Source organism: Streptomyces yatensis, assembly GCF_018069625.1.
GTDB lineage: Bacteria > Actinomycetota > Actinomycetes > Streptomycetales > Streptomycetaceae > Streptomyces > Streptomyces yatensis.
In genome coordinates, this window is sequence record NZ_CP072941.1 from 5,748,358 (window position 1) to 5,760,778 (window position 12,421).

The window sequence follows — 12,421 nt, forward strand, 5'->3', positions numbered from 1 at the left end:
CAGGCTCAACACCATGGCCTGACCTCGGCATTCCTTCAACGGCGGTTACGCACCGAGCAGCTCCAGCTCCGTGGCCATGTTGCGGCGCGCGGCCTCCTCCCAGCGGTCGTGGCCCTCCGGCGTACGGAAGAGGCGGGACAGGCCCAGCAGGTGGCGGAGGACGTTCGCGCGGCCCTCGCGGAAGGCGTCGTCGGGGACGAAGCCGTACTCCTCGCGGACCGCCGCCGCGTAGGCGCCGTAGGCCGCCGGGGAGCCGGCCAGCACGGCGAGGTCGGCGTCGCAGAGGACTTCGCCGTTGGTGTCGCCCTCGGCGGGGTCGTGGTCGCGGGTGACGAGGACGAGGCGGACGGTTTCGGCCGTGCGGGGCGCCGGGACGGCCGCCTCGGTGAGGGCGCGTTCGGCGAGGCGGGCGCTGCGTTCCTCGTTGGTGGAGCGGTCGGGGAGGTAGACGGCGTCGTGGAACCAGGCGGCGAGCCGGATGGCGGCGGGGTCGGGTGCCTGGACGTGGGGGAGCAGCTCGTCCACCCGGTCCAGGACCGCGAGCAGGTGATCGGTGGTGTGGTAGCGGCGCTGGGGTTCGGCCCAGCGGGTCAGCAGGTCCTCGCCGTAGGGCAGGGGAGAGGGATCCGTTGCTTCGCGGGCGCTGGTGAGGAGGTCCGTCCAGCGGGTGAGCAGGGCGTCATGGGCCGGATGGCGGGCGGGCGCGGGTGCGGGCATGGGCCAATTGTGGGGTAGCGGTTTGCCCTCTTGCGCGGTGTGGCAAGCTGTGGAGCATGTCTAGACCAATTCTCGAGGTGATCGCCCTGAACCCGGCGGACGCGATCGCCGCACAGGCCGGAGGGGCGGACCGCCTCGAACTGGTCACCGACATGGCCGCCGACGGGCTCACCCCCTCCCGTGAGACCTTCGCCGCCGTCCGTTCGGCCGTGGACCTGCCGGTGCGGGTGATGCTCCGCGCCGCCGACGGCTTCGCGGCCGGGGACCCCGTCGCGTTCGACGCGCTGTGCGAGGCCGCGGCCGCGCTGCACTCGGAGGGCGCGGACGAGTTCGTCCTGGGCTTCCTGACCGACGACGGCGGGGTCGACCTGGCCGCCGTGACCGCGCTGGCCGAGGTCGTACGGGCGGGTGGCGGGGTGGACGAGAGCCGCTGGACCTTCCACCGGGCCATCGATCGTGCCGCGGATCGCGACGGGCTGCGCAAGCGGCTCGCCGACCTCCCCGGCCTCGACACGTATCTCACCGCCGGGTCCGCGCACGGCGTCGACGACGGTCTGCCGACCTTGGCCGAGGAGGCGGCGCGGATCGGTACGCCGGGCTATGAGCCGCGCGTCATGGCCGGTGGCGGGCTGCGCCTCGACCATCTGCCCGCCCTGCGCGCCGCCGGGATCGACGCCTTCCACATCGGCGGCGCGGCCCGTCCGGCGGGATGGGCCGGTCCGGTGGACGCGGCGGCGGTCGGCCGGTGGCGTACGGCCCTGGACGCGCCCGTTCCGGTCGCCTGAAGGGCGGCCGCGCGGCGCTGAGGCGGTCTGCGTGGCGATGAGATCGGGGTGCGCGGCGCTGAGGCGGCCTGCGCGGCGGCTGTGCCGACAAGCTCCTGTGGGGTGCCGGGCCTGCACACCGGGCCGGAAACCGGGCCCGTTTCCCGCCCCGGAAACCGGCCCCGGAAACCGGCCCCGGAAACCCGTGATCGATACCGGGCGGCTTCTGCCCGGTATCGACCGTACGGTCATCCGCACGGCACACAACACCTCACGGGAGCCTGCCATGCACTTCGCCTCGATCCGCATCATCACCGAGGACGTCGCCCGGATCACCGACTTCTACGAGCGGGCCACGGGCCTGACCGCGAAGCGGTACACGGACGACTTCGCCGAGTTCATGACATCGCGCGGAACCCTCGCCCTGGCGAGCACCCGCACGGTGCGGGGGCTCGGTGAGCAGGCCCCCAGGCCCGCGGCGAACCAGAGCGTGATCGTGGAGTTCCACGTCGCCGATGTCGACGGCGAGTACGAGCGGCTCAAGGAGCTCGACATCGAGATCGTGAACGAGCCCACCACCCACCCCTGGGGCAACCGTTCGCTGCTGTTCAAGGACCCCGACGGCAATCTCGTCAACTTCTTCACGCCCGTCACCCCGGAGGCCCTCAAGCGATTCGAACAGCAGACCGCCGAAGCCAACGCATAACGGTCACGTCACGCCGGCTCAGCTCAGCCGCTCCGGCAGCGCCGCCCCGTGGACGACCGTCAGCCCCGAGACCGCACGGGTCAGGGCGACATACAGGCGGCGCAGCCCGGTGCGTTCGTCCGGCTCGCCGTCGACCACGGCGGCCGGTTCGTCCAGCACCACGTAGTCGTACTCCAGCCCCTTGGCCAGGGTCGCCGGGACGAGGGTGAGCCGGGCCTCGGCGCTGGTCTCCTCGCCGGGGGAGAGAGGGGTCAGGCCCGCCGCGTCCAGGGCCTCGGCCAGGGCCGGGACGCGGGCGTCGGCCGCGATGAGGCCGACCGAACCCTCGTGGGTCAGCGCGTCCCGGCACGCGGCGATGACGGCCGCGTCCAGCTCCGCCGGGTCCACGGCCCGTACGGAGAAGTCGCCCGCCGCCTCGCGGATCGAGGTGGCCTCCGTCAGACCGGGGGCGATGGCGGGCAGCAGCCGTGAGGCGTACGCGATCACCTCGCGCGGCACCCGGAACCCCTGGGTCAGCTCCTCGATCGCCGCCCCGTCCTTGCCCAGATGGGTCAGCGCCTCCTCCCAACTGGCGGTCGCCCATGGCGTGGTGCCCTGGGCGATGTCGCCGAGCACGGTCGCCGAGCCGGTGCTGCAGCGGCGGCCGACCGCGCGGTACTGCATGGGCGACAGGTCCTGCGCCTCGTCCAGGACCACATGTCCGAGGGACGGGGTGCGCTCGATCAGGTCGGCGGCCTCGTCGATCAGCACCAGGTCCGCCGGGGACCACTTCGCGGACTTCACACCGCGCCCGGGCTTCGCCCACAGGACGGTCTTCTGCTCGTCGGCGTCGAGGACGCCCTCCGCGTGCTCGGCCAGGAAGCCGGCGTCGGAGAGCAGCCGCAGCACCAGCTTGGCCGGGTCGACCGGCGGCCAGACCGCCTTGACCGCCGCCTTGACGGCCGCGTTGCGCGCGACCGCGTCCTGGACCCGGTCGTCGGGCGCCTCGCCCGCCTGCTCCATCCGGACGAGCACGGCGTGCGCGATGCGCTGCGGAAGCGCCTCGCGGGCCGCGCCGTAGCGGATGTCGCGGGTCAGCAACTCCTCGACCATCTCCTCCAGTTCATACGCGGGCACCCGCCAGCGGCGTGAACCGCGCACCACCACACAGGGTTCGGTGGGGGCGGTGACATACGAGCGCAGGGCGCGGCGCAGCACCTCGGCCAGCCGTGCGTCGCCCTTGATGCGCGCCGCGTCGGCGGAGTCGGTGCCCCGCGCCTCCGCGCCCAGGGCCGGGCGGGTCACCAGGTCCTCGACGGTCGCCTGGGCCACCTGCAACTCGCCGAGGGCGGGCAGGACCTGCTCGATGTAGTGGAGGAACGAGCGGTTCGGGCCGATGACGAGGGTGCCGGAGCGGGCCAGCCGCTCGCGGTGCGCGTACAGCAGATACGCCACCCGGTGCAGCCCCACGGCCGTCTTACCGGTGCCCGGCGCCCCCTGGACGCAGATGGTGCCGCCGATCCCCTGGCGGACGATCTCGTCCTGCTCCGGCTGGATCGTCGCGACGATGTCCCGCATCGGGCCGACGCGCGGGCGCTCGATCTCGGACTGGAGCAGCTTGCTGGTCTGCTCCGCCTCGCCGGGGTCGGAGAGCCGTTCGTCCTCGTACGCCGTCAACTCGCCGCCCGTGTAGCCGAAGCGGCGGCGCAGCGCGATATCCATCGGCGCGGTCTTGGACGCCTGGTAGAAGGGCTGGGAGACGGGGGCACGCCAGTCGATGACCATGGGGTCGCCGTCCGCGTCGTGCACATGGCGGCGGCCGATGTAGAAGCGCTCGCCCTCCGCGCCCTCGGCCGTCTCCGCGCCCGGCGCGTGCAGATAGTCCAGCCGGCCGAAGAAGAGCGGGGTGTCGGCGAGGTCGGCGAGGGCCTTGATGCGCTCGCTGACCTGGTGGTGCAGCGCCGCGGCGTTGACCCAGTTCGCGGCGACGTCCCGGAGGTCGAGGGCCTCGACGTCGGCGCGCATGGCGCGCAGCGCGGCGCGGGAGTCGGTCAGATGGGCGCGCTCCCGCGCGAGGGGGTCTGCCGCCTGGGGGGCCGGAAGAGGGTCTGCGTGAGGGGTTGAGAGGGGATCTGCGTGGTCAGGGGCGTGCGAGGGCACGGCGTAGCCTCCGGCGAGCGAGTACACAACGAGTGCACAGAGCGAGTACACAAAGCGGGTGCGCGGTACGGATGCGCGGTCAGAGATGCCGACCGGTTTCCGTCCGGACGGCGGCTCTCCCGTTCGGGAACGCGGGAGGCGGCAAGACCGGCGATTGTAGCCAGGGCATGTCCGGGAGGCGAATGAATTATGGCGGGCCTGGTGTGGGCTGGGCTGGGCCCCCGTGCGGGCCCCGTCCTTGCCTCAGGCGAGCCGCGGGGCGTCTCAGGCGAGCCGCAGGGCGCGGAAGGTCACGCGCTGGTTGAACCACAGCAGCGTCACCGTCGTCGCGCCCATCAGGACCGCGACGGTCAGATGCCCGGCGACCGAGGTGACCGGGGCGCCGAGGGCGGCGAGGACGAGATGGAGGCCGACGCGGAGCACGAGCAGCCCGATGGCGATCTTCCGGGTGTGGGCGTTCTTGAGCATCGCCCGCATCAGCTTCACCCGGCGGCGCAGCACGGTCGCCCCGACGACGACGTTCACCAAGGCGATCGCGATGAGCACCATCCAGGCGTCGTCCCACGCCTTGGTCAGGTCGTACGCGGCACCCATGACGCCCTCGAAGCCGAAGAACCACAGCGGCAGCGGCTTGATGTCGCTCAGGTCGATGTCGGTGGTCGCGGTCGTGCGTTTGCGGATGCTGATGCCCATGTCCCCGCCCCTTCGGCGTCGTGGTGCCGTGTCCTGCTGACACTCACGATCCTTCCGGGCGGGGAACGCCCCGGGCAGAGTCGGCGATCACCGGTCACCCATGACACATGTCATGGCCATGGGAGCGTGCCCAACGGCCGTGGGTGCCCAACGGCCGTGGGAGACCGGCGACCGGGTGACCGGCGACCGGGTGATCGGCGACCGGGCGGCCGGGTGACTCGTGGTGGGCCGAACGTCAGACGTCCTCGTCCGCGAGCAGCTCGCTCGCGTCCACGATCCGGTACGCGTACCCCTGCTCGGCCAGGAACCGCTGCCGGTGCGCCGCGAAGTCCTGGTCGATCGTGTCGCGCGCGACCACCGAGTAGAAGACCGCCGGGTGGCCGTCGGCCTTCGGGCGCAGCACCCGGCCGAGCCGCTGGGCCTCCTCCTGGCGGGAGCCGAAGGTGCCGGAGACCTGGATGGCGACCGTGGCCTCGGGGAGGTCGATGGAGAAGTTGGCGACCTTCGAGACGACGAGCACCGACAGCTCGCCCTCCCGGAAGGCGTCGAAGAGCTTCTCCCGCTGGGCGTTGGTGGTCTCGCCCTTGATGACGGGCGCGTCCAGATGCTCGCCGAGCTCGTCGAGCTGGTCGATGTACTGGCCGATGACCAGGGTCTGCTGCCCCTTGTGCCGGGCGACCAGCGCCTCGGTGACCTTCCGCTTGGAGTCGGTGGTGGCGCAGTAGCGGTACTTCTCGTCGGTCTCGGCGGTCGCGTACGTCAGCCGCTCGGCCTCGGTCAGGTTGACCCGGACCTCGACACAGTCGGCGGGCGCGATATAGCCCTGCGCCTCGATCTCCTTCCAGGGCGCGTCGAAGCGCTTGGGCCCGATGAGCGAGAAGACATCGGACTCCCGGCCGTCCTCGCGGACGAGCGTCGCGGTGAGCCCGAGCCGCCGCCGGGCCTGCAGATCGGCGGTGAACTTGAAGACGGGCGCCGGCAGCAGATGCACCTCGTCGTAGACGATCAGGCCCCAGTCGCGGGAGTCGAACAGCTCCAGATGCGGGTAGATGCCCTTCCGCTTGGTGGTCAGCACCTGGTACGTGGCGATGGTGATCGGGCGGATCTCCTTCCGCGTACCGCTGTACTCACCGATCTCCTCCTCGGTGAGCGAGGTGCGGCGCACCAGCTCGTGCTTCCACTGCCGGGCGGAGACGGTGTTGGTGACCAGGATCAGCGTGGTCGACTTGGCGGTGGCCATCGCACCCGCCCCGACCAGCGTCTTTCCGGCGCCACAGGGCAGCACGACGACACCGGAGCCGCCGTGCCAGAAGCCCTCCACGGCCTGCGTCTGATACGGCCGCAGCGCCCAGCCGTCCTCGTGCAGCTCGATGGGGTGGGCCTCGCCGTCCACATACCCGGCCAGGTCCTCGGCGGGCCAGCCCAGCTTCAGCAGGGTCTGCTTGATCTGTCCGCGCTCGGAGGGGTGGACGACGACGGTCTCCGGGTCGATCCGGGCGCCGACCAGCGGCTGGATCTTCTTCGACCGCAGGATCTCCTCGAGGATCGGGCGGTCGCTGGTCTCCAGGACCAGACCGTGGGTGGGGTGCTTGAGCAGCCGCAGCCGCCCGTAGCGCGCCATGGTCTCCGCGACGTCGACGAGGAGGGCGTGCGGGACGGGGTAGCGGGAGTACGCGACGAGGGCGTCGACCACCTGCTCGGCGTCGTGCCCGGCGGCGCGGGCGTTCCACAGCCCCAGCGGGGTCACCCGGTAGGTGTGGATGTGCTCGGGCGCCCGCTCCAGCTCGGCGAAGGGCGCGATGGCGCGGCGGCAGGCGCCGGCCTGCTCGTGGTCCACCTCGAGCAGGAGCGTCTTGTCGCTTTGGACGATGAGGGGTCCATTCACGCGCCTGGGTCCTTTCGTGCTGCCGGCCAAAGAACCAGTGTCCCCCATCGAGGAGGCGTGGCGGAGAGCCGCAGGGATACAACCGGCGGCTACGGGCAAGCGGCGAAGACGAACACGGACCGACGGAACCGCGACGACAGCGCCGCGACAACAGAGCCATGGGCGGGAGGGAGTCCCTGTGATCAGCATCGCTGGATGGGAGATCCGGCGGACGGCGGACAAGAGGACGACGGTAAAGCGGGCGGCGGAGAAGCGGTCGGGGGAGAAGAAGCCGGGGGAGGGCTCCCGGACGACGGGCGGCCAGAAGACGGCGAGCGGCGAGAAGCGGGTGAGCGGCCAGAAGAAGGGGCCGCGGGCGGGTGGGGCTCTGACGAAGGGGGCCCGGACGACGAAGCCGCGGACCGCGAAGTCGCCGACCGCGAAGGCTCAGTCCACGAAGCCGCAGTCCACGAAGCCGCAGTCCACGAAGCCGCGGACCGCGAAGGCCCAGGCCGCGAAGCCCGAGTCCGCGAAGGCCGCGTCGACGAAGGCCCGGACCGCGAAGCCCGCAAAGCCCGTGGAGCCCATGGAGCCCGAGGGCACGCCGGAGACGGCGCTGCTGCAGCGCAAGTCGTTCGGCGCGCGCGCCGCACGGTTGCTGGTGCTGCTCGTGGCGTTCGTCTGCATGGTCGGCTTCGCGGCGGCGCTCGCCAAGGCCACGCTCGTGCCCTCGCCCGGCTCCGTCGACCTCGTCCACACCAATCTGCATCCGGGGCGGTCGCTGCGCGCGTACATCGACCAGCCCGCCTTCCGGGACACGGTGAAGCAGATCGGCGGCAATGTGCTGCTCGGTGCCCCCTTCGGGGTGCTGCTGCCGATGCTGTTCCCCAAGGCGCGGGGCGCGGTGCGGGTGGTCGTCGTGACGGCCTTGGTGATGGTGGCCGTCGAGACCGTTCAGGGGCTCATCGTCGAGGGCCGGGCCTTCGACATCGACGACGTCATCCTCAACACCACGGGTGCGCTGCTCGGCTACGTCGTGGTCGGCCGCTGGCTCGGCCACGCCCTGCACCCCCGGCGCCGCCACTGGTGGCACCGCTGGACCCGACGGGGGACCGAGGTACCGCCCACGGCATGAATCAGCCCGTCCGGCGCGTGAGGACCGGGGTCCGGGGCGGAGCCCCGGTCACCGGCCGTAGTCCTACGTCGCGTCCTCGGCCAGTTCGGCGGCGCCCGTGATGCGGTGCAGAGGGTACGTACGGACCTCGTCCGCCGTGTGGTCGTACGCCGTGACGAAGCCGCCCTCGACCCGGACCGGGGCGATCACCCGCTGGGTGGCCGCGCCGTTGGCGTTGACATAGCCGATCCAGACGTTGGAGCCGGTCAGGGCCGCGGCCTGCATGGTGGCGAGGGTGTCGGCGGAGGTGGTGCGGGGCAGCCGGTCGCCGGTGGCGGCGGACCCCGCGGCCCCCGAACGGGCCCCGGAGCCGGGCCGAGAACCGGCCCCGGAACCGGCATCCGGCACCGACCCGGCCTCCGACGCGACAGCCGGTTTGTGGGGCGCGGTCGCGGCCAGGTCCCCGGCGCGGATGGCGCGTACCGCCGCGCCCAGCAGGGTGGCGTCGGCCACCGGCGGGCCCTCCGGCACCGGGACGGGCGGTGTACGGGGCGGGGTGCGCTGGGCTTCGCGGCGGCTGACCAGCACATCGCCCTCGGCGGACTCGGCGGCCGGGGCGTACCCCATCGCCCGCAGCCCCTCCAGCAGCGTGTCCGGCGGCGCCTGGGCGGCCAGGACGGTGGGGGCGAGGCGGCGCAGCCGCAGCCCCGCCGAGCGGCGGTCGGCCAGGATCTCGGCGAGCAGCGCGTCGTCGTCGCAGCGCAGATAGGCGGAGGCGGCGCCGATGCGCAGCCGCCCGTGCTTACGGGCCACATCGTTGACGAGGTAGCTGAGCGGCTGGGGCACCGGGGTGCGGGAGTGGGCGGCGAGGAAGGTGTGCACGTCGTCGGCGGTCCGCCCGGCGTCCAGCGCACGGCGCACGGACTCGGGCGTGAAGCGGTACACGGTCGCGCCGCCCTTGGACTCCACGTCGGCGAGGATGCCCAGCGTCTCGGCGAGCGGCCGTTCCAGCGGGCCGGGCGCGACGGCGGTCAGGTCGGCCTGGAGCAGGACGTGGTCGAGGGGTTCGGGGAGCAGCGGCGCGAGCAGCCGCGCGGCGTGTGCGGACGCGGTCCCGATCCTGGCGGCCGGGGGCTCGTCCGGGTGGGGTTCCAGCAGGGCGCGGCCGTGGGAGGAGAGCGCGCCCCGGCCGGTGATCCCGAGCATTTCGGCCTCGGCCACGGCCCAGCGAGCCAGCCGCGAGCGCAGGTCCTCCCTGGTGGGGGAGGCGGCCCCGATGGGGGAGGCGGCGGCGCTGGGGGCGGCACCGGCCGTGGCCGCGGCGGGGGTGCCGCGGTGGCTGGTCGGCCGCTCCCACCGCAGCCGACGCAGCAGGACGTCGGGGGTGGCCGTGGTACCGGGTGGGAGGGTGGCCAGGAGTTCGAGGACCCGGCGGCGGACCTCGGGGGCCGGGGAGCGGTCCAGGTCCGGGCCGAGCGCGGCGAGGGTGCGGCCCCGGTTGTCCCGGCCGCCGATCAGCCCCGCCGTACGGGTCGCGGGCAGCCAGGCGGCGGCGAGCCGCGCCCAGCGCTCCTCGGCGGGCAGCCGCAGCCAGTCGTCGTAGGCGGGGGTGGGGGCGTAGCGCTCGTCGGTCTCGCCGTCGGAGGCCACCAGCCCGGCCGCGTAGGCCAGCTCGATCCAGAAGGCGGCCACCGGTTCGGACACATCGAGTGCCACGGCGGCCCGCTTGAGGTCGCGGACGCTCAGCCCGCCCGCGCGCAACACGGGCGGTCCGGCGCTCTCCCACTGCCCCAGCAACTCCTCGACGGTGGCCAGGGCGGTGAAGGTCTGGCCCGCGGCGGTGTTATCCACAACCTGTGGATCGTGTTCGGTGACGGGCGAGAGCGGCGGGGCCAGCGGCTCGGGGGCGCGGTGCGCCCGGCCGTGGCGCAGATGCAGGGCGACCTCGCGGGGCAGCACCACGTTGCGCGGCCCGGACGGGAGCAGCAGTCCGCGGTCCAGCAGCCAGCCGACGGGCGGGGTGGGCGAGGCGACGGACGCCTCCCCGTACGGCGGTCCCCAGGTCAGCTTGGCCAGCACGGCCGCCGCGCCCGCCGGAGCCCCGTCCAGCAGCGCCGCCATCCGGGTGCGGTCCTGGAACAGCTCGGCCAGGGCCGCCACCGCCGTGACCGGGTCGTGGGTGGGCGGCAGCCCGGCGCCCGCCAGCAACTCCTGCAGCCGGCCCGGCGACATCCCGGACGTGGCCTCCTGGACGGTCGGGCCGAGACCGGTCGGGGAGGGGGAGGTGGAGGAGGGCGCGAGCAGTTCGCGGGCGGTGCGGACCAGGCGGAGCCGGTCGTCACCGCCCCAGACCAGGGCCAGGTCGCGCAGGGTGGCCATGGCGCGCGGCAGCTCGGCCGCGATCGCGGCACGTTCCTCGGCGCCCAGGGCGGCGTCGGTGCCGGATGCGGGGCTGGAGGAGGAGCCGGGGCTGAGGGGTGCCGCGGGCGAGCCACTCCCGGGGCCCTGAAGAGCAGCCCCCGTACCGTCGGCCTCCGCCGCGCCCTCATCACCCGTCAGCAGATCCCGCAGGGTTGCGTACGCGCACGGGTCGGGCGCGACCGCCAGGGCCTCCGCGGTCTGCAGCGCGAACCGGTCGAGCCGCTCCACGGCCCGTACCACCGAGGCGCGGGTGCCGGCCCGGGTGGCGAGCTGGGTGAGGTCGTTCGGGACCGGGGAGAGCAGATCGGGGCGGGCGCGCAGCAGGGCGGCGAGGGCGTCGTCGGGCCGGGTCCGCAGCTCCTCGGCGAGTGTGCGCGGCACCGCGCGGCCGCGGTTGCCGTGGCCGCCGTCCCCTGGGCCGGTGCCCCGTGGGCCGCCGTCCCCGTGGCCGGTGTCCCCACGGCCGGTGTCTGCGGGCAACTCATGCCTCCCGGTTGCGCGAGCTGGTCTCTTCGGGCATTTCAGCCCTCCCGATTCCATGAACTGCTCATTCGATCCACAGTACCCGCGGGGTGCGGGACGCAGGGGATGCGGCGGGACTCCGCTTCCGCGCGGTACGGTCGGAGCCGACTGATACGCCGACCGTGCGCATTCTCAGGGGTCTTGGTGGGGATCGAGAGCGAAAAGCTCGTCTACGACTATCTGAGCCGTGTCGGTGACCTGGCTCAGCAGCAGGGTCTGTCGTCCGGTGAACGCATGCGACTGGTCTCCGGGCTGCGTGCCGATATCGACCATCGCCGGACCACCGGAGGGGCGGACAGCCCGGCCGGGGTGAAGCGAATCCTGTCCAAGCTGGGTTCACCGGCCGACGTGGTGGCCGCCGCGGGCGGCCGGCCCCCCGACCCGGGCGCGGGAGCGGGCGCCGAGCCGGGCGCGGCGGGTGGTGGCGCGGTCGGCGGTGCGGGCAGTGGCGCGGGCGGCGGTGCGTCGTCGCGGGGAGCCGCCGGGGCGGCGCGGGCGGCCCGCGACAAGCTGGCCGGGCTCGCCAAGAGCAGCGGTCTCACCGGTAAGGTCCCCACCCCGCGCGAGGAGGACGCCCCGGGGGCGCCCGGCGCGGGCCGGAACGGCGGCGGCCCGGGCGACGGTTCCCCCTCCCTGATCAAGCCGAGGCCCGCCACCCCGGCCACACCCCCGTCCAACGCCGCCTCGCCGCCGCATCTCGCGGGGGAGGACGAACTGAGCCCGCGCGAGTCCAACATGGACTGGTGGCATGTGGAGGCGGGCCCGTTCGCCCAGTCCGAGCGGCGCGACGCGCAGTACGGCTCGGTCGAGGGGTTCACCGGCGGAATCGAGATCCCCGAACTGCTCGGCCAGGGCAAGACGGCCGAGCAGGAACGCCAGGAGCGGCGGGAGGCCGAGGAGAAGGCGGCGGCGGAGGAGGCCGCCGCCGCCGAGGCCCAGGCCGCCGAGGAGGCGGAGGCCAAGGCCGCGGCCGGGGCCCGGGGCAAGCAGCGCGGTGGGCTGCGCCGGGTGCTCCTCGGGCCCGGTAAGGCGGCCGATCAGCCCGCGGGCGGGGGCGCGGGCGGCGTCGCCACTTGGCTGGCCGGGCTCGGCCCGGTGCTGCTGGTGGCGGTCGGACTCCTGGTGGCGGGCGCCGTCATGGGCAACATCATCCCGATCGCCTTCGGCTGGGTGATCGCGTACTACGGCACCTACCGCCACTCTCCGGCCGGGGCGAAGTGGGCCTCGCTGGGCATACCCGGTCTGGTCGCGGCCGGGGCCGGGGTCTGGCTGTGGGGCCGGGCCGCCCGCAAATGGGGTCAGCCGATCCCCGAGGACGGGTGGAAGGACGCGCTGACCGGCACCTGGCCGTTCGTCGTCCGGGGCGCGGCCATCGCCTCGGTGCTCTTCCTGCTGTGGCGCGCGAGGCGACGCAAGGGCTGACGCCGGCAGGGGCCTGACGCCGGCAGGGGCTGACGCAGGCAAGGGCTGACGCCGCCAAG

Annotated in this window: 9 protein-coding genes; 4 read left to right on the forward strand and 5 right to left on the reverse strand. The window is 73.7% G+C overall.

What is annotated here, in order from left to right:
• Positions 1–45: 45 nt before the first annotated feature.
• Complete coding sequence (locus J8403_RS24230) at positions 46–717, reverse strand: HD domain-containing protein (protein WP_211124995.1); 672 nt, start codon at positions 715–717, stop codon at positions 46–48.
• A 56-nt stretch (positions 718–773) separates the two neighbouring features.
• Here J8403_RS24230 and J8403_RS24235 point away from each other — a divergent pair, with 56 nt between their 5' ends.
• A complete protein-coding gene (locus tag J8403_RS24235) occupies positions 774–1,502 on the forward strand; it encodes a copper homeostasis protein CutC (protein ID WP_211124996.1) in 729 nt (242 codons plus the stop codon).
• A 265-nt stretch (positions 1,503–1,767) separates the two neighbouring features.
• Positions 1,768–2,187 carry a VOC family protein gene (locus J8403_RS24240; RefSeq protein ID WP_211128399.1) on the forward strand — a complete coding sequence of 140 codons (420 nt, stop codon included), beginning with the start codon at positions 1,768–1,770 and terminating at the stop codon, positions 2,185–2,187.
• An 18-nt stretch (positions 2,188–2,205) separates the two neighbouring features.
• On the opposite strand, the gene J8403_RS24245 is transcribed toward J8403_RS24240, so the two are convergent.
• From J8403_RS24245 to J8403_RS24255, 3 genes are all read right to left on the reverse strand, one after another.
• The gene (locus J8403_RS24245; protein ID WP_211124997.1) at positions 2,206–4,326 is read right to left on the reverse strand and encodes a HelD family protein; all 2,121 of its coding nucleotides are present in this window, start codon (positions 4,324–4,326) and stop codon (positions 2,206–2,208) included.
• A gap of 264 nt (positions 4,327–4,590) precedes the next feature.
• On the reverse strand, positions 4,591–5,019 hold the full coding sequence (locus tag J8403_RS24250) for a hypothetical protein (RefSeq protein ID WP_211124998.1): 429 nt from the start codon (positions 5,017–5,019) through the stop codon (positions 4,591–4,593).
• A 235-nt stretch (positions 5,020–5,254) separates the two neighbouring features.
• Positions 5,255–6,904: a DNA repair helicase XPB gene (locus tag J8403_RS24255; protein WP_093462679.1), complete on the reverse strand. Its 1,650-nt coding sequence runs from the start codon at positions 6,902–6,904 to the stop codon at positions 5,255–5,257.
• 178 nt (positions 6,905–7,082) lie between these two features.
• Here J8403_RS24255 and J8403_RS43760 point away from each other — a divergent pair, with 178 nt between their 5' ends.
• Positions 7,083–8,018: a VanZ family protein gene (locus J8403_RS43760; RefSeq protein WP_246585962.1), complete on the forward strand. Its 936-nt coding sequence runs from the start codon at positions 7,083–7,085 to the stop codon at positions 8,016–8,018.
• 63 nt (positions 8,019–8,081) lie between these two features.
• Here the strand turns inward: J8403_RS43760 and J8403_RS24265 are convergent, their stop codons facing one another.
• Positions 8,082–10,898: a helicase C-terminal domain-containing protein gene (locus J8403_RS24265; protein WP_425519827.1), complete on the reverse strand. Its 2,817-nt coding sequence runs from the start codon at positions 10,896–10,898 to the stop codon at positions 8,082–8,084.
• A 186-nt stretch (positions 10,899–11,084) separates the two neighbouring features.
• On the opposite strand from J8403_RS24265, the gene J8403_RS24270 reads away from it, so the two are divergent.
• Complete coding sequence (locus tag J8403_RS24270; RefSeq protein WP_211124999.1) at positions 11,085–12,362, forward strand: hypothetical protein; 1,278 nt, start codon at positions 11,085–11,087, stop codon at positions 12,360–12,362.
• Positions 12,363–12,421 lie beyond the last annotated feature (59 nt).

Bases quoted from the DNA above. Each gene is read 5' to 3' on its own strand.
- J8403_RS24235 (WP_211124996.1), top strand. From the start codon at position 774: ATGTCTAGACCAATTCTCGAGGTGATCGCCCTGAACCCGGCGGACGCG.
- J8403_RS24230 (WP_211124995.1), bottom strand. From the start codon at position 717: ATGCCCGCACCCGCGCCCGCCCGCCATCCGGCCCATGACGCCCTGCTC.
- J8403_RS24250 (WP_211124998.1), bottom strand. From the start codon at position 5,019: ATGGGCATCAGCATCCGCAAACGCACGACCGCGACCACCGACATCGAC.
- J8403_RS24240 (WP_211128399.1), top strand. From the start codon at position 1,768: ATGCACTTCGCCTCGATCCGCATCATCACCGAGGACGTCGCCCGGATC.